At 63.1% G+C, this 18,521-nt stretch carries 20 protein-coding genes and 1 tRNA gene; 11 read left to right on the forward strand and 10 right to left on the reverse strand.

What is annotated here, in order from left to right:
- Positions 1 to 98 precede the first annotated feature (98 nt).
- The gene (gene murA / locus ACYHH6_RS11180) at positions 99 to 1,391 is read right to left on the reverse strand and encodes a UDP-N-acetylglucosamine 1-carboxyvinyltransferase (RefSeq protein ID WP_352592873.1); all 1,293 of its coding nucleotides are present in this window, start codon (positions 1,389 to 1,391) and stop codon (positions 99 to 101) included.
- A gap of 141 nt (positions 1,392 to 1,532) precedes the next feature.
- On the reverse strand, positions 1,533 to 1,775 hold the full coding sequence (locus ACYHH6_RS11185) for a hypothetical protein (RefSeq protein WP_352592870.1): 243 nt from the start codon (positions 1,773 to 1,775) through the stop codon (positions 1,533 to 1,535).
- Between the two features lie 148 nt (positions 1,776 to 1,923).
- On the opposite strand from ACYHH6_RS11185, the gene ACYHH6_RS11190 reads away from it, so the two are divergent.
- A tRNA-Thr gene (locus tag ACYHH6_RS11190) sits at positions 1,924 to 1,998 on the forward strand.
- Between the two features lie 380 nt (positions 1,999 to 2,378).
- Entirely contained in the window at positions 2,379 to 2,672 is a 294-nt protein-coding gene (locus ACYHH6_RS11195; protein ID WP_142869763.1) for a GYD domain-containing protein, read from the forward strand.
- 346 nt (positions 2,673 to 3,018) lie between these two features.
- Here the strand turns inward: ACYHH6_RS11195 and ACYHH6_RS11200 are convergent, their stop codons facing one another.
- Together ACYHH6_RS11200 and ACYHH6_RS11205 are read right to left on the reverse strand one after the other, a co-directional pair.
- The gene (locus ACYHH6_RS11200; protein WP_352592866.1) at positions 3,019 to 3,504 is read right to left on the reverse strand and encodes a DUF6314 family protein; all 486 of its coding nucleotides are present in this window, start codon (positions 3,502 to 3,504) and stop codon (positions 3,019 to 3,021) included.
- Positions 3,486 to 3,698 (reverse strand): hypothetical protein, encoded by a 213-nt coding sequence (locus ACYHH6_RS11205; protein ID WP_352592863.1) that lies wholly within the window; start codon positions 3,696 to 3,698, stop codon positions 3,486 to 3,488. The genes ACYHH6_RS11200 and ACYHH6_RS11205 overlap by 19 nt, the downstream gene beginning before the upstream one ends.
- Before the next feature lie 221 nt (positions 3,699 to 3,919).
- On the opposite strand from ACYHH6_RS11205, the gene ACYHH6_RS11210 reads away from it, so the two are divergent.
- Positions 3,920 to 4,282 (forward strand): hypothetical protein, encoded by a 363-nt coding sequence (locus ACYHH6_RS11210; RefSeq protein WP_352592860.1) that lies wholly within the window; start codon positions 3,920 to 3,922, stop codon positions 4,280 to 4,282.
- A gap of 113 nt (positions 4,283 to 4,395) precedes the next feature.
- Here the strand turns inward: ACYHH6_RS11210 and ACYHH6_RS11215 are convergent, their stop codons facing one another.
- Positions 4,396 to 5,169: an SDR family NAD(P)-dependent oxidoreductase gene (locus tag ACYHH6_RS11215; protein WP_352592857.1), complete on the reverse strand. Its 774-nt coding sequence runs from the start codon at positions 5,167 to 5,169 to the stop codon at positions 4,396 to 4,398.
- A 98-nt stretch (positions 5,170 to 5,267) separates the two neighbouring features.
- Here ACYHH6_RS11215 and ACYHH6_RS11220 point away from each other — a divergent pair, with 98 nt between their 5' ends.
- The 5 genes from ACYHH6_RS11220 to ACYHH6_RS11240 all read left to right on the forward strand — a co-directional run bounded on the left by ACYHH6_RS11220 (position 5,268) and on the right by ACYHH6_RS11240 (position 9,418).
- Positions 5,268 to 5,657, forward strand: coding sequence for a hypothetical protein (locus ACYHH6_RS11220; RefSeq protein ID WP_352592854.1), 390 nt, complete (start codon positions 5,268 to 5,270; stop codon positions 5,655 to 5,657).
- Between the two features lie 186 nt (positions 5,658 to 5,843).
- Positions 5,844 to 7,238: a multicopper oxidase family protein gene (locus ACYHH6_RS11225; RefSeq protein ID WP_352592851.1), complete on the forward strand. Its 1,395-nt coding sequence runs from the start codon at positions 5,844 to 5,846 to the stop codon at positions 7,236 to 7,238.
- A 154-nt stretch (positions 7,239 to 7,392) separates the two neighbouring features.
- Positions 7,393 to 8,706: an NAD(P)H-dependent oxidoreductase gene (locus ACYHH6_RS11230; protein WP_352592848.1), complete on the forward strand. Its 1,314-nt coding sequence runs from the start codon at positions 7,393 to 7,395 to the stop codon at positions 8,704 to 8,706.
- 77 nt (positions 8,707 to 8,783) lie between these two features.
- Positions 8,784 to 9,026 (forward strand): type II toxin-antitoxin system VapB family antitoxin, encoded by a 243-nt coding sequence (locus tag ACYHH6_RS11235; protein WP_112561935.1) that lies wholly within the window; start codon positions 8,784 to 8,786, stop codon positions 9,024 to 9,026.
- Entirely contained in the window at positions 9,026 to 9,418 is a 393-nt protein-coding gene (locus ACYHH6_RS11240; RefSeq protein WP_352592845.1) for a type II toxin-antitoxin system VapC family toxin, read from the forward strand. The genes ACYHH6_RS11235 and ACYHH6_RS11240 overlap by 1 nt, the downstream gene beginning before the upstream one ends.
- A gap of 3 nt (positions 9,419 to 9,421) precedes the next feature.
- Here the strand turns inward: ACYHH6_RS11240 and proC are convergent, their stop codons facing one another.
- The 3 genes from proC to ACYHH6_RS11255 all read right to left on the reverse strand — a co-directional run bounded on the left by proC (position 9,422) and on the right by ACYHH6_RS11255 (position 12,609).
- The gene (gene proC / locus ACYHH6_RS11245) at positions 9,422 to 10,237 is read right to left on the reverse strand and encodes a pyrroline-5-carboxylate reductase (RefSeq protein ID WP_352592842.1); all 816 of its coding nucleotides are present in this window, start codon (positions 10,235 to 10,237) and stop codon (positions 9,422 to 9,424) included.
- Between the two features lie 85 nt (positions 10,238 to 10,322).
- Positions 10,323 to 11,642 (reverse strand): O-antigen ligase family protein, encoded by a 1,320-nt coding sequence (locus ACYHH6_RS11250; RefSeq protein ID WP_352592839.1) that lies wholly within the window; start codon positions 11,640 to 11,642, stop codon positions 10,323 to 10,325.
- Positions 11,611 to 12,609 carry a glycosyltransferase family 2 protein gene (locus tag ACYHH6_RS11255; protein ID WP_352592836.1) on the reverse strand — a complete coding sequence of 333 codons (999 nt, stop codon included), beginning with the start codon at positions 12,607 to 12,609 and terminating at the stop codon, positions 11,611 to 11,613. Before ACYHH6_RS11255 ends, ACYHH6_RS11250 begins: the two co-directional genes overlap by 32 nt.
- A gap of 171 nt (positions 12,610 to 12,780) precedes the next feature.
- Here ACYHH6_RS11255 and ACYHH6_RS11260 point away from each other — a divergent pair, with 171 nt between their 5' ends.
- The 3 genes from ACYHH6_RS11260 to ACYHH6_RS11270 are packed head-to-tail and all read left to right on the forward strand — an operon-like array spanning position 12,781 to position 15,679.
- A complete protein-coding gene (locus tag ACYHH6_RS11260; protein WP_352592833.1) occupies positions 12,781 to 13,953 on the forward strand; it encodes a glycosyltransferase in 1,173 nt (390 codons plus the stop codon).
- Positions 13,950 to 14,744 (forward strand): WecB/TagA/CpsF family glycosyltransferase, encoded by a 795-nt coding sequence (locus ACYHH6_RS11265; RefSeq protein WP_352592827.1) that lies wholly within the window; start codon positions 13,950 to 13,952, stop codon positions 14,742 to 14,744. Before ACYHH6_RS11260 ends, ACYHH6_RS11265 begins: the two co-directional genes overlap by 4 nt.
- Positions 14,741 to 15,679 carry a DUF6492 family protein gene (locus ACYHH6_RS11270; protein ID WP_352592824.1) on the forward strand — a complete coding sequence of 313 codons (939 nt, stop codon included), beginning with the start codon at positions 14,741 to 14,743 and terminating at the stop codon, positions 15,677 to 15,679. Before ACYHH6_RS11265 ends, ACYHH6_RS11270 begins: the two co-directional genes overlap by 4 nt.
- A gap of 84 nt (positions 15,680 to 15,763) precedes the next feature.
- Here ACYHH6_RS11270 and ACYHH6_RS11275 read toward each other — a convergent pair whose 3' ends face one another.
- Both ACYHH6_RS11275 and ACYHH6_RS11280 read right to left on the reverse strand, forming a co-directional pair.
- Entirely contained in the window at positions 15,764 to 16,822 is a 1,059-nt protein-coding gene (locus tag ACYHH6_RS11275) for an alpha-hydroxy acid oxidase (protein ID WP_352592821.1), read from the reverse strand.
- 236 nt (positions 16,823 to 17,058) lie between these two features.
- A complete protein-coding gene (locus tag ACYHH6_RS11280; protein ID WP_352592818.1) occupies positions 17,059 to 18,354 on the reverse strand; it encodes a lipopolysaccharide biosynthesis protein in 1,296 nt (431 codons plus the stop codon).
- Between the last annotated feature and the right edge of the window lie 167 nt (positions 18,355 to 18,521).

Consider the following 18,521-nt stretch of genomic DNA (forward strand, 5'->3'; position numbering starts at 1 on the left):
CAGAGGAGCCGACATCGCAACCAGCCCCTTCTCCCCCGTCACTATACGGGGAGAAGATGCCGGCAGGCAGATGAGGGGCGGCGCCGACCTTGCGAGGTTTACGCCGAAATCCGCTCGATCACCGCGCCGCAGTTGGACAGTTTTTCTTCCAGCCGCTCAAAACCGCGGTCGAGGTGGTAGACGCGGTTGACCGTGGTCTCGCCTTCGGCCGCGAGGCCGGCAATGACCAGCGACACCGAGGCGCGCAGATCGGTCGCCATGACAGGCGCGCCCTTCAGCTTGGCGACGCCGTCGACGATCGCCGTCTGGCCCGACAGCGTGATGTGGGCGCCGAGGCGGGCCAGTTCCTGCACATGCATGAAGCGGTTTTCGAAAATGGTCTCGGTGATACGCGACTTGCCCTTGGCCATGGTCATCAGGCCCATGAACTGTGCCTGCAGGTCAGTCGGGAAGGCCGGGAAGGGCGCCGTGGTCACGTCGACCGGCGCAATGCCGGCGCCGTTGCGCCGCACACGAATGCCGGAATTGGTCGGCGTGATCTCGGCGCCGGTCTGCGCAATGACGTCGAGCGCGGTCTGCAGCAGATCGGCGCGCGCGCCTTCCAGCACCACGTCGCCGCCGGTCATGGCCACCGCCATGGCATAGGTGCCGGTCTCGATGCGGTCGGGGATGACGCGCACGCGCGCGCCCGACAGCGATTCGACGCCGTCGATGGTGATAACAGGCGTGCCCGCGCCGGAAATTTTTGCGCCCATGGCGTTGAGGCATTCGGCGAGGTTGACGATCTCGGGCTCGCAGGCGGCGTTTTCCAGCACCGTCTCGCCCTTGGCCAGCGACGCCGCCATCATCAGCACATGGGTGGCGCCGACCGACACTTTCGGGAAGATATAGCGGTTGCCGACAAGGCGGCCATTCCTGGTCTTGGCCAGGACATAGCCGGTGTCGACATCGATGTCGGCGCCCAGCGCCTGCAGGCCTTCAAGGAACAGATCGACCGGCCGCGTGCCGATGGCGCAACCGCCCGGCAACGACACTTTGGCCTCGCCCATGCGGGCCAGCAGCGGGCCGATCACCCAGAACGACGCCCGCATTTTCGACACCAGCTCGTAAGGCGCGGTCGTGTCGACGATGTTGCGGGCCGAGAAATTGATGGTGCGCGAATAGCCCTCATTCTGCTTTTCGCGGCGACCGTTGACCGAATAATCGACGCCGTGATTGCCGAGGATGCGGGTCAGCTGCTCGACATCGGCCAGATGCGGCACATTTTCCAGCGTCAGCGTGTCGTCGGTCAGCAGCGACGCGATCATCAGCGGCAGGGCCGCGTTTTTCGCGCCCGAAATCGGAATGCTTCCGGCGAGCTTGTTGCCGCCGACAATTCTGATGCGATCCATGAGAGAATGTCCCCTCGGCCCGAAAGGCCGGTTTTCGTCAGTTTGAGTATCGGCCCGTCTAGACCATTGGCCGGCTTGGTTCAAGAAATAGGATTTCCTGCCCTTTTGGCCAAGGTGGCGGGCCAGTGTGGCGGCTTTTGGTTAGTCCTTGTGCATTTTTTCAGCAGCCGCCAGGCCTTCCGTCCGCTGGTCGGCGTCGCCGGCGCGCTGCTTGTCAGTGTCGCGGGCGCGCTGCTTGTCAGCGTCGCCGTTGCGCCGTGAACGCGCCTGCGCCTTGCGCTTCATGAGATTGGCGCGCAACTGCTCTGCCAGGCGGTCCTTGCGGTCCGTGCCGCTCTTTTTTGCCGGATCGGCCCTTTTCGGTGGAATTGTCTTGTCGTTCATCGTCCCGTCCCACCCGTGACTGGCAGGCTTGCCGTTCTGGGATAGCTAGCATTGTGGCGCCGGCATGTCAGCGAAACTTGTCTGGCAAAGCCTTTCACAGATGCCTTGCGCTTGTCGGTTCGATATGGCAGAAGCCCCGCCATCAGCGGCTGCGGTAGCTCAGTGGTAGAGCACTCCCTTGGTAAGGGAGAGGTCGAGAGTTCAATCCTCTCTCGCAGCACCATCCTATCTCCTTGAAATCATTGAAGCCCTTGATTTGCAAGGCCTTGCGCCCACCGTCTGTTGCAAAATTCGTAACAAATGGTTGCAAGCGTCATGGCCCGGAGCCAATCGGTATTTCTTATTCCGCGACGGTCGCTGCTACGGTCGGCCGGTCATTCTGAAGGACCTTCGCCCTGCCATGGCGGGAAGGACCTAACTTCGAACGCCCCTCCGAGCTGACCGCCGCGCCGAAGAAACTTCCAGGGGCAGTCGCGACCATCCAGCGGCGGTCATGGCCTTCCTTGCCGCAAGTGGTTCGCGCACCTGACTCGTGTTATCGTAGGTCCGGGAGACGGCGGACGCGCCGTGAGTGCCCGCCCGCTCCCACCATGGGAGGAACAAATGGCTTATTACGTATTGCTGTCAAATTTCACAGATCAAGGTATCAAGAGCATAAAGGATACTCAGAAACGTGCTGAGGCCTTCAAGGCGATGGCCAGCAAGAACGGCATCAAGGTTCACACCCTGTTGTGGACGCTTGGTCAACATGATGTTGTGGCGATTGCCGAAGCCGACGACGACATTGCTGCGACCGCACTAGCCTTATCGATCGCATCGCTAGGCAACATCAGAACGCAGACATTGAGAGCGTTCGATGCGGCAGATATGGCCAAGATAATGGCAAAGATGGCCTGACCGCCGCTGTGCTGCCTTGCGCAGACGGTTGAAGCCGACCGCTAAGCTGAACGGCGGCAAGCCTGTCTGTTTTCCATTAAGCGAAACCCCGGCAGAGCCGGGGTTTCTTGAGGGACGTTCAACCCGACGCATGGGGCCTTTCCGGCTGGATCTACGAGGTCATGACCTCGAAATCTACTTGCCTAGGCCAAGCTGGTTCATCAGGTCCTGGTTGTCCCAGAACAGCCATTCGTGATCCAGGCCGACTGGTACCGATCCTGGAAGGCTGGAGCATGACCGGCTTCAGCCCCTACGCAATCTATCTCAGTCGGACATTCCTGCCTGCGAAAGTCCGGGTCTTTATCAATTACCTGGAAGAGGTTTCGCGCTCAACATCCCCGGCATCTAGGCGACGAAACCGGCTGAGGCTCGCGTAGTTCTTGCGCGGCCCTTTGACCCGCCACGCCTCGGCCCATTCGTCGGGGCCGCGAAACAAGAAGCGCCCGGCATAGACATCGGCGCCGCAATGATGCTGGACGATCTGTGTTGCCTTCGGCTCGAGCTCGATGAAGTCGCTGGCGTCGGCACGAAGAATCCGGATCGAACGGTCGCGCCGCTCAAGCCGGTAGGCCCGGCTCGCCGGCATCGCATGAGCGCCGATTTGCATGACGCCGCGCTCGGTGAATGCATCCGCGGTCACCACGGCGTTGCCGGTGAAATTGTATGTCGCACCGGCAAGGAAATCGATCACCGTGCGGCGGACCGTCCAGTCGCCGGCAAGGCTGTCGGCGATGCTCTGCCACGGCCTGGCGTCGGCCCCGGCCGCATCGTCGGTCAAATAGATGCGATCCACATTATACCCGTAACAATACCGCGCTTCGTGTCATGGATAACATTAAAGGCCCGGACAGCGTCGGGCAAAGCCATTCGAAGGCGTTTCTTGGCGCGTCCTTCCCGGGCAGCAACGGCGTCAAAATCCCGAACGCGACGATCGTGATCAAATAAGAACACCGCACCGGCGAGGCCGCCGGCGGAGGTGACGATCATGTCCGACCTCCGGCATTCCAACCTCCGGCGCGTGGCGCCGGAGGCCATTGCAAGCCGAGGCGAGCGGCCCAACGGCCTCAGCGCCGCGTGGCCATTTTACCATCCTGACAAAAACGCGCAGACCGTCGTGTTACGGTGCCGATGGTGCTCGCCGCACCACGTTGCGCCTGCCATTGCGATGAAGAGGAGATAGTGTCACGTCCAGGATCAATCGCCGCGCCTTGCTGTTTCATTCGGGTGGCGCCGTTGTCTCGTCGACCATTGTGGCGAGAGCCGCCGTCGCAAAGCCATCGCCACAGGAACAGCAATCGTCCAATCACCTGCAAGGGCTGATCGAAACCCACCGGGCAGCTTACGTTGCCTTCGGCAAGGTCGTTCGCGACGTGCGCGCTGATCGCTCAGACCGCGAAAGAGCGAGCCGGGATGAGGAGAAGGCGTTGCTGGCCATCTGCGCTTATCCCGCGGCTGGAGAAGGCGACCGCTTGGCCAAGGCTCGATATCTCCTGGAGATAGAGGCCCGCGGCGAACTTGACCTTCCGGTGCATATGCAGACGCTTTTGCGTTCGACGATGTCGAAGAGATAGCACCGGCGCGAAGGCCGCTTCCACCTGTGGGCCTGGTCGCCGTCGCCAATGGCGCCATCCATTCCGCCGGCGCGCCTGCCGCGCTTTTGACCGCGGCGCGGATGCCGGGCGCTCTAAGCCACCGACCAGCCACCATCGACCAGGATGTTGGCGCCGGTGATCAGCGATGCCGCCGGCGAGGCCAGGAACACCACGGTTCCGGCAACGTCGATCGGGTCGCCGATGCGGCCGAGCGGAATGTGGCCGAGCACATGGGCGTGGAACTCCGGCTCGGCCAGCGAGGGCCGCGTGCCATCGGTCCAGATGAAGGTCGGCGCCACGCTGTTGACGGCGATGCCGTGCTGCGCCCATTCGGCGGCCAGGCAGCGGGTCAGATGGTTTATCGCCGCCTTGCTCATGCAGTAGATGGCCTCGCCCTTCAGCGTCACCGTGCCAGCCTGCGAGCTGATGTTGATGATGCGCCCACCTTTCTGCGCAATCATCAGCTTTGCCACTGCCTGGGTGGTGAAGAAGGTGCCCTTGAGGTTGACGTTCACCGTCAGGTCGAAATCGTCCTCGGTGACGTTCTCGGCCAGGTTTTCCGGCCCGAGCCCGACATTGTTGACCAGAACGTCGATGCGGCCGAAGGCGGTATGCGCCTCGGCGACCGCCTTGCGCACGGTGGCAAGATCGGTCGCATCCATATGCACGGCAAGCGCTCGCCGGCCGATGCGCTCGATCTCGGCGACAAGCTCGGCCCCGTCGGCCTTGCTGCGCACGCCCACGATCATGTCGGCGCCAGAGCCGGCGCAGGCCAGCGCACAGGCGCGGCCGATGCCGCGTGAGGCCCCGGTGACCAGCACGACCTTGCCGGCAAGGTCGAATTTCGGCGTGTAATCCGTTGTCATTGCAAACCCTCCCCTAAGAAAGCCGTCAAGCCTGAATTGCATTATCCGGCGGCCATGCTGAACAGTATCCGCTCGCAAGCTGAAAGCCAGCCGGCGCCGTGCGGGCGCTGGCCGACCAGATCGGCCGCGACCGCGATCCAGAACGCTGGGCCAATATTCGCAACGAGATGGGCTATGCCTTGACCATGGCCGGTCGCGCCGAAAACAACGTCGCTCATTTCGAGGAGGCGGTGTTGGTCCTGCGTGAAGCGATCATGGTGCAAAAGAAGATCAATTCGGTGCCGGCTGTCGCTTTCACGCAGGACAGCCTGTGCGACGTGCTGGTCGATCTGGGCGCGGCCCGCAAGGACAAAGCGATGGCCGAGGAAGCCATCGCCGCTTGTCAGGAGGCGCTCGGCATCTTCCGCGACAAGAAGATGGACGATCTCGCCGGTGGATCGGAAAAGAACCTCGCCGAAGCGCAGGCGCTGCTCGCCGAACTGCACTGAAACTGGAGGTGCCGGGCTCCGGTGAGCGGACGAATGGGCGTGACGCCGGCGTTAACGCTATAGCGCAAGCAAATGTCATCGGCTCGCCATGGCATGACAGGGAAGCGATGTGGCAGTATCGGCACTTGCGCCGGTTGCCGTCACCATCCAGGACACTGGCGCGACTATGTTCAGTTGGAGCGCTAGATGACCGTACTCACCCGCCGCAGGCTTCTAAAAACAGCCGCGGTAGCCGGCGTCGGCGGGGTCGGTTTTGCGGCGATGGCCAGGCTCGGCGGCTGGGCCGCGGCCGCTCCGGAGCCGGTGGTGCTCAAGACGGCAAAGATCCAGGCGAAGTTCATGGATGTCGGCGAGACCCGGGACGTGCTGACTTATGGTGAAGCCGGAATGCCTCCGGTGCTCAGGATGAAAAAGGGCGAACCCTTCGCCGCGCGCCTTGTCAACGCCATCGACGATCCGACGACCATCCACTGGCACGGCATTCGCGTTCCAAACAAGATGGACGGCGTCCCCTTCCTGGTTCAGCCCTACGTCTATACCGGCGATCATTTCGACTACGCCTTCACGCCGCCCGATGCCGGCACCTTCTGGTATCACCCGCATTGCAACACGCTGGAGCAGATGGGCCACGGCCTGACCGGCGTGATCGTGGTCGAGAATCCCAACGATCCGAAATTCGACGCCGAGGCGGTCGTCAATCTGCGCGACTGGCGGCTCGGTGACGACGCCCAGTTCATCCAGCAGTTCCGCCCGCGCGATGCCGCAAAAACCGGAACCTATGGCACGGTGCGCACCGCCAACTGGCTCGACCAGCCGCAATTCGACGCGCCGGCCGGCGGGCTGGTGCGCCTGCGCGTCGCCATCACCGACGTCACCCGCATCTACGCCTTTCGCGTCGAGGGCGCCGAGGCCGCGGTCATCGCGCTCGACGGCAATCCGGTGCCGCAACGTTTTTCGCCCGATGCCTTGCTGCTTGGACCGGGACAGCGCATAGACCTCGCCATTCGCATGCCCGACCAGGAGGGCGCCATCGTCAATCTGGGCGATGTCAGGGGCACCAAGCCCAAGACGCTCGCCACCTTGCGCAGCACCGGCAGCTCGCTCAAGCGCGACCTGCGCGACCTCCCGCCGCTGGAAGCCAATCCGGTGGCAAAGGTGGACCTCACCAGCGCCAGGCATATTGCGCTCTCGCTCAGCGCCACGGCGGAAAACGTGCCGAGCGACGGCGTATGCGGCTCGCTCGGCTACAGTTTCTGGGCCATCAACAAGGTGCCGTGGCCCGGCGACACACCGGACCCGACCGCACCCTTGGCCGAGTTGAAGCTCGGCAAAAGCTATGTCATCGACATGGAGAATCTGACGCCGCAATCGCATCCGATCCATCTGCACGGCATGAGCTTCAAGGTGCTGTCGTCGTCGACGCGCCAGGTACAGCCGGTCATTTCCGACACCTATCTTATCCAACCCAATGAGAAGATTCAGCTCGGCTTCGTCGCCGATAATCCCGGCGACTGGCTGCTGCATTGCCACATCATCGAGCATCAGAAATCGGGAATGACGAGCTACATCAGGGTGGTTTGAAGGGACGCTTGGCCATCCGGCTTCAGGAGTGGGTTAACCTGGCCGGCCAAGCTTATTGTTCGAGAAATTGCCGCAGTCCGCCGGTTTCGTTGGCAAAGCAGGGCCGTTCCCTGCTATTCCCGCCTGCAAATCAAGAAGCCGTGGACACGCTTGCATGACCAATGTTGCCCTGACCGGACTGGCCCGCGATCTCGCCAGGCGCGCCGCCGAGGGCAAGCCGGTGCGCATCGGCGTCATCGGCTCCGGCGAAATGGGCACCGATCTGGTCACGCAAGGCATGCTGATGCCGGGCATTTCGATCTGCGCCATCTCGACGCGCCGCCCGCACACCGCGCGTGACGCCATCCGCATCGCGTACGGCGACGAAGCGATGGCGGTCGAGGCCGACACGGCATCGAAAGTCACCACCGCGATCGAGTCGGGGAAGATCGCCATCACCTCGAACGAGACGCTGGTCACCAATCCGCTGATCGACGTCGTCATCGACGCCACGGGAAGGCCCGGTGTCGCCGCAGATTTCGACCTCAAGGCAATGGAGCATGGCAAGCATCTGGTGATGATGAACGTCGAGGCCGATGTCACCATCGGCTGTTATCTCAAGCAGCAGGCCGACCGGCTCGGTGTCGTCTATTCGGTCGGCGCCGGCGACGAGCCGTCGAGCTGCATGGAGCTGATCGAGTTCGCCTCGGCGCTCGGCTACACCATCGTCTCGGCTGGCAAGGGCAAGAACAACCCGCTCAACCACGATGCCGTGCCGGACGACTATCGCGAGGAAGCGATCCGCCGCAACATGAACCCGCGCATGCTGGTCGAGTTCGTCGACGGCTCGAAAACCATGGTCGAGATGTGCGCCATCGCCAACGCCACCGGACTGGTGCCCGATGTGCCTGGCATGCACGGCCCCAAGGCCGACCGCGACCAACTGGCAAAGGTGCTCATTCCACGCGCCGATGGCGGTATCCTGTCGAAGAAGGGCGTGGTCGATTACACGATCGGCAAGGGCGTGGCGCCCGGCGTCTTCGTCATCGTCGAGGCCACGCATCCGCGCATCGTCGAGCGCATGGACGATCTGCATATCGGCCACGGCCCCTATTACAGCTTTTTCCGACCCTATCATTTGACCTCGCTGGAAGTGCCGCTGACCGCGGCGCGCATCATGCTCTATGGCCGGCCCGACATGGTGCCGCTGCCGAAGCCGGTCGCCGAAGTCTGCGCGGTCGCCAAGCGCGATCTCGCCGCTGGCGAAACGTTCGATGCCATTGGCGAGACCTGCTACCGTTCCTGGACCATGACGGCTGAAGAGGCGCGCGCCCACCGCGCCGTGCCGGTCGGCTTGCTCGAGGGTGGCAAGGTGCTGAAACCGGTCAGGAAGGGCGAATTGCTGACCACGGATAATGCAACGCCCGACCAGACGACGAGGCTATACGCCTTGCGGCGGCTACAGGATGAGATGCTTTATGGGGGCTGAGATTGCATTACAGGCTAGGCTGGCCTTGTCATGACAAATTCCCTATATTGTAGTGACAGCAAAACGGAGGCTTCTAAATGAATCTCCAGATCAGAGACCCGCGCGCCCGTGACCTCGCCCGTCAACTCGCCGAAAAGCGAAAGATTTCAATGACCGAGGCGGTGATCGAAGCGCTTGAATCCGAGCTACAGCGCGAACGCGAACAGATTCCACTTTCTGAGCGGCTGGCCGCCATCTCGAACGACCTAAGGGCCAAAGCGGGAAGCGGCGGCAGAGATTTGACCAAGGATGAGATCGACGAGATGTGGGGACATTCCTGATGTTCATCGACACCTCGGTGGTGATCGCTGTCCTCGCGGGCGAGGAAGACGCTGCCGAGTGGAGTCGTCGGATCGAGCAGTCCTCGATACGGATAACATCTCCGCTGGTAGTACTCGAAGCGGCTATGCGCCTTTCATCGAAGTTGGTGGTGGAGCCGCTCTTCGCCGAAAGGGCGATAGAAGGCTTCCTGCGCGAGGCCGCAATCGAGGTGGTTCCGATCGAAAGTGGTGATGCCAAGCTCGCGATCCAGGCTTTTTCGGACTATGGCAAAGGTCGCGGCCACCCGGCCCAGCTCAATCTCGCCGACTGCCTGTCATATGCATCGGCAAAACGCCGTGGGATGCCCTTGCTCTACAAAGGGAAAGACTTTTCCCACACCGATCTGGCCTGAGCTCTACTTCCCGAGTTCAACCGACCGCAGCCGCGCCGCTTCCACCGCCTCGGTCAGCAGCTTCGTCAGCCGGTCTTCGCCCATCAGCACCGCAAGTGCTGCGGCTGTCGTGCCGTTGGGGCTGGTGACCTGCTGGCGCAACACGCCGGGCTCCTCGCCGCTTTCGGCGGCGAGTGCTGCGGCGCCATAGACGGTCTGCATGGCCAGCAGCCTGGCGGTGTCGGTCGGCAGCCCGGCCTTCTCTGCGGCAACCGTCAACGCTTCGATGAAGTGGAAGATATAGGCCGGACCGGAACCCGAAACCGCCGTCACCGCATCCATCAGGCCTTCATCGTCGATCGTCGTCACCACCCCGCTCGCCGACAGCAGCTCGGCGACGAAACGCCTGACATCGTCGGTCACCAGCGGGTTGGAATAGACCACCATCATGCCTTTGCCGATCGCGGCCGGCGTGTTCGGCATGCAGCGGATGATCGGCGCGAGATGGCCGAGGATGTGTTCGAACGTGGCGACCGGCGTGCCGGCGGCGATGCTGACGAAGGTGGTCCTGCCGTCGGCGAAACGCTTGTAGGCAGCGGTGACGTCGCGGATCACTTGCGGCTTCACCGCGATGACGACGAGGTCGGGCTCCGCATCGGCCGGGATACCGTTGGCATCAGCAGCGACACCGCAGCCAAGATGCTCGGCGCGCTTGCGCAACTCGGCATTGGGCTCGACCACGAACACGGCATGCGGCGCAAGCTTGCCGGATTTCAGCCAGCCCGCCAGCATGGCGTAACCCATATTGCCGCAGCCGGCGAGAACTAGCCTGATCGTCATTGAGAGCCTCCGAGACAGGCTTCTCCTTAAACGCTCACCGACGGGCGGGGAAGACCCTCAAGGCTGGCTTGATCAGGCCAGCCGGTCAAGGTCGCCGGCGCACCGCGATCGGCCGCAGCGACACTTGCCTCAGGCCAAGCACGCCGAGCACGAAGAACAGCCAGACCGGGTCGCCGCGATGAAAAAAGAAGCTTTCGAGAAAGGCGTTCAGCGCCGTGAACAGCACCACCATCATGAAGAAATCACCGAGATAGATGTTCTCCTTGCGCGGCGGGATGCGCATGTAGTCGCCCAGCGGCGCGATCAGGAAGGTGTAGACGGCCACACAAAGCGCCGGAATGCCCATCAGCACGGCGATGTCGAGATAGCCGTCATGGCCGTGCACGATGGTCCTGATGTCCCAGGGCCGGTCGAAAGGCTGGTCCTGGCTGAGCAGCAGCGGCGTGCCCCAAAAACTTTCATAGCCGTAGCCGGTCCACGGCTTCTTCGCCAGCATCTCACCCGAGAACTCCCACAGCGTCGTGCGCCCTGTATAGGTGAGGTCGGGGAAGTAGGTTGCCGCCAGCTCCTTGACCGGTGGGATGAAGACGATGCCGAGCGTGCCGACCGCCGTGGCGATGATCGCCAGCGCAAACAGGATCGGCGTGCCGAACCGCATGCCGATCAGGCCGGGCAGCACCACGATCAGGATCGAGAACGGCACCAGGCCGGCCGTCGTCTTGGAGCCGGTGCGCAGCATGAAGACCATCGCCGCGCCGAAGATCGCCACGCCCCAGAATGTCTGGCCGCGCCGGAAGAGATAGAGACCGGCAAAACTGAAGCAGGCCATGATCGGCCCGGCGATGTTCTTGTGGGCGAAGACGCCGCGCCACAGGCCGGCATGTTCGGGCTCCTGCGAATCGGCCGTGTGCAGGGCTTCATGCGGAAAAACGATGAGGCCGATATAGGACAGGCCGATAACGACGACCGCGCAGAAGATGATGACTTTCGAAAAACTGTCGGCGTCGCGCGGCAGCACCAGGACCGTCGCTATCGTCAAGACGCCAAGCAGCGTGAAGAAGGCCGCGCGCATCGCCGAGGACGGGTCGGTCGCGTTGACGACCGAAAGCATGAAAAAGCCGAGCATCAGGATCCAGGACGGGCTGAGCAGCGAGCGCACCACCTTGGGGTCGGCGAACGTCAGCAGTGAGAAGATCGAAATGGCGCCGAGCGAACTGAAGCCGAGCTGGTTGACGATGTCGCCGCCGTCGCCGGTCAGTTCAGCACCCGCCGGCTGGAACGGCCGGAACGACACGATGATGACGGCAAACAACAGCGCGGCAATCGCCGTCGCCACGCCGTCGCGGGTGACGATGCCGCCCAGCAGCAACTCGTCAGTTCTTCTCAGGCTGCCTGTATTGCTCATTGGCGTATCCGAATTCGGCAAGCACGCGGCCGAGCGCGACATAGACGGGGTAGAGCGCTGTCGACAGGGAGCCTGTCCGCGCCAGTTTGAGCGCACCGCGCAGCGGCGAGGCGGCAAGCAGCGCCAGACTTTTAGCAAACACCTTGACGCCGGCCAACGGTGTGCCGGAGCGTTTCTTCTTCTCGACCAGCGTCGAGATCACGCCGTTGCGCAAGGATCGGGCGCGGATCCAGTCGGCCTCGACGCGCCTGGCCGGAACGCCTTCGCGCACCCTGGCCTCGGCGCACCAGCCAAGCACGAAACCTTTCTGCGCCGACCGGCTGAGGAAGTCGGAATCGCCGCCGCCCATGAAATTGAAGCGGAGGTCGAGGAAGGGCGGCCCCATGGTGGTGAGCACGTTGCGCCCGACCAGAAGATTGCCCGAGGAATAGAGCGCCGCAACGCGGTCAGTTTCGCGATAGGGCGGCGCAAACACCGGGTGCTCGGCCCATTTCGCATGGGCCGGATTGGCAAACACCGGTACTTGCGGCCCGCCGACAATGTCGGCGCCGAGTGTCTCCGACGCATTGCACATCCGCTCCAGCCAGTCGGCGTCGGCGATCTCGTCATCGTCGATGACCAGCAAATGCCTGAAGTCCGGAAAATGCAGGATCGCGGTCTGCCAGCCGGCATTGTAGGCGCTGCAGTTGCCGCGCTCATGCGCGATGATGACCATGCCCGTCATATCGCCGCGCTCGAACAGCGGCACTGCCGCCTTGGCGCCTTCACGCGCATCGGCTTCGTTCTCGATGACGATGACGGCAAAACGCCTGGCAGTCGTTTGCGCCTTCAGCGACGCCAGCGTTTCCAGGAGCAGTTGCGGCCGCTTGAAGGTCGGCAGCGTGACGACGGCTTCGATGGTGTCGGCGGCGAGCTCCGGAGAGCGTCCCGCGATCGATACCGAACCATCCGATGGCAAAGGGATCATCCGCTCCAGCCGCATGTATTAAATCTGGCTTCCGATAGCACCGCGATGATAACGTTTCGTTAATCACCTTTCGCAGCGAGCCTGCTGATCGGTGCCTTTCATCTGTTGCGTTGCGTGACTTAATCAAGGGTTCACCCAGCTTTGATAGTGGCTGACGCCTGGATAGGTGAGATGCATCTGCTGTTCGCCACATCGATCGTGCCCGACGGCGCACTCGCCTCGGGCTATGAGATCGCCAATGCTGCGATCATCGCCGCCTTGCGGCGCGCCGGCGTGCGCGTCACCGTCATCGGCTTTATCTGGCCGGGCAAGGCGGCAAGCGACCCCGAAAACACCATCGTGCTCGGCGCCGTCGATGTGCGCACGGAAAGCGCATCGGCGATGCGGAAGCTCGCCTGGCTCGGCAAGGCGATGCTGTCAGGACTCACCTTCGCTTCCGTGAAGCTGCGCGCGGTTTCCGACAGCGAAGTCCGCGCCGCCATCGAACGTGCCGGCCCTTTCGACGGCTATGTCCTGAATTCCGTCCAGTTCGCTGGCGCCTTTGAAAAACTGTTCGCCGACCGCCCATCGATCTTCGTCGCCCACAATGTCGAACATGCTTCGGCCAGGGAGAACGCGGCGGCTGCAAACAGTCGCTTCCAGCGCCTGCTGTTTGCCCGCGAGGCGAGGCTCCTCAAGATCATGGAGGAGCGGCTCTGCCGCCGGGCTCGCTTCGTCTTCACGCTGGCCGAGGAAGACCGCGCCGCACTCGGCGTTGCCTCCGATGACCGCTCGGCGGTGTTGCCGCTGGTGACCACGGCCACGGCGCCGAAGCCGGGAAAGCCGCGCATCATCGATTGCGACGCGGCGCTGATCGGCACCTGGACCTGGCAGCCGAACCGCATCGGTCTCGACTGGTTCCTGGAAAAGGTCGTGCCGCATCTTCGCCGGAATTTTCGCATCAGGATCGCCGGTAACATACCATCCGACATCATCTCCGCGCATCCCGGGGTCGAATTCGTCGGCCGCGTGCCCGACGCGCAGGCTTTCGTGCGCGGCGCCGCCGTCATCCCGCTGATCAGCACCGCCGGCAGCGGCGTGCAGCTCAAGACCATCGAAACCTTCGAGCTCGGCCTGCCGTCGGTCGCTACCAGCCGCTCGCTGCGCGGCATCGACCATCGCCCGTCCAATTGCGTGGTGTCGGATGATCCGGCCGCCTTCGCCGACGCTTTGGAAGCAGCGGCGGTTGACGTCAGGGATGTCGACGGCGGCGCCTTCCATCGCAGTCAAATGAAGGCGCTCGATGCCGCCATCAGGCTCGGCCTGGAAAGGCTCGGATCGGTCGGCCAGGAGGTGTTTGCATGAACATGCACACCGCCCGCGCCGCCCTTGGGCTCGATACGCTGAAGACGATCCTCGGCATTTCGGTCGTCGCCATCCGCTGGGATGACGCGATCGCCCTGCTGGCCCGGCTGATTGCCGAGCGCCGCTTCACCAAGGTCAGTTTTCTCAACGCTCACAATGCCAACATCGCCTATACCGATCCGGTCTTTGCCGAAGCGCTCGACGATTTCCTCATCCTGCCCGACGGCGTCGGCGTCGATCTGGCGGCAAAGCTGCTCTACGGTGCGCCATTCCCGGACAATCTCAACGGCACGGATTTCATTCCGGCCTTTCTGCAGGCATCGGCAAGGCCGCTGACCGTCGGGCTGCTTGGCGCCACCCGCGCCAATGCCGAGGCGGCGTCGATCAAACTGGCTGCGCTGGCCGTGCAGCACAAATTCGTCGTCATCCATGACGGCTATTTCTCGCCCGCCGAAGAGCAGGCAATCGTCGACCGCATCGAGGCGTTGCGGCCTGACGTGCTGCTTGTCGCCATGGGCGTGCCGCGCCAGGAATTGTGGATCGCCCGTCATATCGATGCTCGCCACTGCACGCTGCCGATCGCCGTCGGCGCGCTGCTCGACTTCCTCTCGGGCTCCGTGCCGCGGGCGCCGCTGTGGATGCGCCGGCTGAGGCTCGAATGGCTGTTCCGCCTGTGCATCGAGCCGGGCCGGCTGTGGCGCCGCTACGTCGTCGGCAATCCCGTGTTCCTGTGGCGTGTCGTCAAGCAGAAATTCTCGCATCGACCCAGGCCTGCCGGAGAGCTGCGGTGAACAGCCGCTTCGTTCCGAGCCCGGCAGCCGACACAGGTATCCTGCCGCAGACGCCGACAGCGGCGGTGGTGACCGCCAGCTATGCGCCGGACTTCGAGCGCTGCCGTCTTCTTTGCGAGACCCTCGACAGCCATGTCTCCGGCGTGGCGCATCACTACATACTGGTTGAGCATCGCGACTTGGCGCTGTTTCGCCAGTTGCAAAACAGCCGCCGCACCGTCGTCGACGAACGCGACCTGCTGCCGCGCTGGCTGCGTGTGTTCGACGATCCGATGAGCCTGTTTCGCCGCCGCATCTGGCTAAGCTTCAAGACCCAGCCGCTGCGCGGTTGGCATGTGCAGCAGCTGCGCCGCATCGCCATCGCTGCACATGCGAGGGAAGACGTGCTGGTCTTCTGCGATTCCGACGTCGCGTTCGTCAAGCCGTTCGATCTGAGCGTCTTCTGGCATGACGGCAAAGTGCGGCTGTTCCGGCGCGACGGCGTGCTGTCGAGCGAGGGTCATGATGAGCAGCGCATCTGGTCGCGCAATGCGGCTTCGGCGCTCGGCATCGATCCGTCGAGGATTTCGACGCACGACTATATTTCGACGCTGATTGCCTGGCGCCGGCAGACGGTGGTGGCGATGTGCGCCGAGATCGAGAAGGTCCATGGTCGCGACTGGGTCGAAGTCATCGGCTCGGCGCGCCGCTTCTCCGAATGCATGATCTACGGCCGCTATGTCGACGATGTGCTGCAAGGTGCCGGCCATTTCCACGGCGCGGAAGAATTCTGCCGCGTGCACTGGACCGGCGAGGCGCTGTCGGATGACGAATTCCGAGGCTTTGTCGCCGCCATGGCGCCGGAGCAGGTGGCGATCGGCATGCAGTCCTTTATCGGCACAGATATCGGCCGCATCCGCCGTCTGATCGGGCTCGATCAGGGACGACGTACCTAGGTGTTTGATCCCGGCCCTTAGTGGCGGGATGTTTTCCTCGGACTGGGAGGAGGGCTGAGCTTGGCCGAGGAATAGGTCCGGGCTTCACCAGATTACCGACCGGTCGATCTCGCCGATGCGCGCCCGGCCGGTTAGCGCCATTGCCATCTCGAAGTCCCGGCGAAGCAGGTTGACGCAATGGGCTACGCCCTCGGCACCATCCGTCGTCAGTGCGTAGACATAGGGGCGGCCAATCATGACTGCGCTTGCCCCAAGGGCAATTGCCTTCAAAACGTCGGTGCCACGCCTCACGCCGCCGTCGAGGATGATGGGAATCCGCCCGGCCACCCGCTCTGCGATGGCGGGCAGGGCGTCGATGGTCGCCGGCAGGGTGTCGAGGTTACGCGAGCCGTGGTTCGAGACGACTATGGCATCGGCACCGGTTCCGATCGCCTGCTCGGCGTCGTCAGGATCGAGAATGCCCTTCAGGATAAGCGGCAGGGTTGTCAGCGAACGCAGCCAGGCAATATCCGCCCAGGTCGGCATGGCCCGCCGCTGCGCCGTGCCAACTTTGAGCACGCCGGTGTTCCGGTCCTTGAAGTATGGCGTTGCGAGGCTGTCGGGAATTTTGAATCCTGCCCGGAACTGCCTGCGTCGATCGCCTGGCGTTGGCATGTCGACCGTCACGCTGATCGCCTTTGCGCCGAGGGCCGCCATGCGCGATACGAGTTCGCCATTGAAACCGCGATCGCTTTGCCAATAGAGCAGGAACCAGACTGGAGACTGGCTCGCCGCCGCGCAATCCTCGATCGCCGCCGTCGCCGTGGTTCCCAGAGTGAACACCGCTTCCGCCATTCCAGCGCCGCGCGCCGCGGCCACCTCGCCTTCCGGATGCGCCAGCCGCTGGTACGCTATCGGGGCCAGGATGATCGGATGCGGCAGACTCTGCCTGAAAAGCGTGATCCCGGTATCAAGTGTTGTCATATCGCGCAGCACACGCGGCCTTAACCGGATGCGGTCGAATGCGGCTTCATTGTCACGCTTGGTGATTTCTTCGCCAGCACCGGCGGCAATGAACTCGTAAACCGCGTGCGGCAGTAGCTCCCGCGCCGCCGGTTCAAAATCCGCCAGGCAGAGAAACCGGGTATCGATGTCAAGCGGCATGGACCAATCCGGTCAGCGTCTCAAGTCGGCCAATCCAGAGACAACATTCGCGCGAATCGTCGCTAGCCGCAAGGCGGCGGCACGGCACACAGGATATCAGGCTAACTTAGGGATTAGGGAGATGTACGACGATGTCATTGCTCGTATCCCGTGGCGCGCCGATACAGAACCCGGCCCATGGTACCTCCTTCCAGCCCGAGGAAAACATCACACCGTTAAAGTCTGGGATCAAACACCTAGATAGCCTTCGCCGGCTTGCGCATCGCCGAGTAGGTCAGCAGTGCCGAGGCGAGATAGAGCAGCAGGAAGACGACATTGAGCGACAGCACCAGAGTGGGCGTGTCGGCGATCGTGGTCAGCACATAGGTCAACAGCACCGCCTTCAGCCCGGCCAGCAGGCCGAGATTGAGTGCGCGGATCGCGGTCTGCCCGCGCGCGAACAGAAGCTCGGCCTGGTATTCGACCAGGTTGCGCAGTCCCGGTACGCCGATCGCCAATGCCACCAGCGGTGCGGCCTCGGCGACGTTCCGGCCCAGAGCATTGGGAAAGAAATGCAGCACGATGCCGAGCGCCGCCAGCGCCAGTGTCGACACCAGGAACACGCCGGCTTCGATGCCGCTCTTGACCCGCAGTCGCGACAACAGTTCCGGCGCCCGCATCATGCGCTGCACCAGCATCATCGAGAAGGTGCGGATCGGGATTGCGGTCAGATCGACCAGCCGCATGATGATGGCATAGATGCCGGCCAGATGCGGACCGCCGATCGCCAGCACGAGCAGCTTGTCGAATTCCGACTGCAGGTAGAACAGCACTTCGGCGCCGGCGACATAGATCGAATCGGCAAGCCGCCTGAGATAGAGCTCAGTGCGCAGCCTGAGCCGCTGGCGCGGATAGTAGAAACCGAAGGCGAGCAGCAGCGAGGCGGCGTTGGCGCCGATATAGAACAACGACCACACCCAGACGCTGTGTTGCCCCGACAGCATGAACAGCACCGCGCCGAGCGCGCGGAACGCCGTGGTCACGATCGACAGCACGGCGGCGCGGCCGAATTTGCCAAGCCCGTTGTTGACGATCAGCACCACCTCGACCGGCCGCCACAAAAGCGCTTCGGCAAAGACGATTGCGGCAAAGACGGCCAGGGGCACGGTGCTGGCGAAGAAGATCAGGTAGACACCCCAGGAGGCCGCCGTCAGCAACGGCAAGGACACCGCGCCAAGCAGCAGGAAGCCGGCGGTGAAGGTGCCGATCAGGTTGGGACGGATGGTGGCGGTACGGTAGAGCGCCGAAATGAAGCCGAAGGCGAGGATGCGCGACAGCATGACGCCGGCGGCGGAAGCGGTCGCGAACATGCCGAACTCGGCGATCGACAGCGTGTTGGCGAGCGCGATGAAATAGGCGAGCGAGAACACCAGCCGCCCGCCGGCGCCGCTGATCGCTGAGAGATAGTCGCGGACCAGCCCTCGTCGTTCGGCCACGAAGGTACCGATCCGGGCGAGTGTCCGCCTTTGCGTGTCGTCGCTGGCCTGCATCATGTCGAGGAAGGCATAGGCCGGAAAGTTTAACGTGCGGTTCTGACCACCCTTTCACGCTCTCGACAATGTGCGGCAGAAGCGAGAAACTTCGGCTTCGGGCCAAGGAAATTAACCTTTTGTTTCCCATGCCTGTTTAGCGTGCCTTAACGATTGGCCGACCGCCGCTC

The organism is Mesorhizobium sp. P171375 (assembly GCF_057786075.1).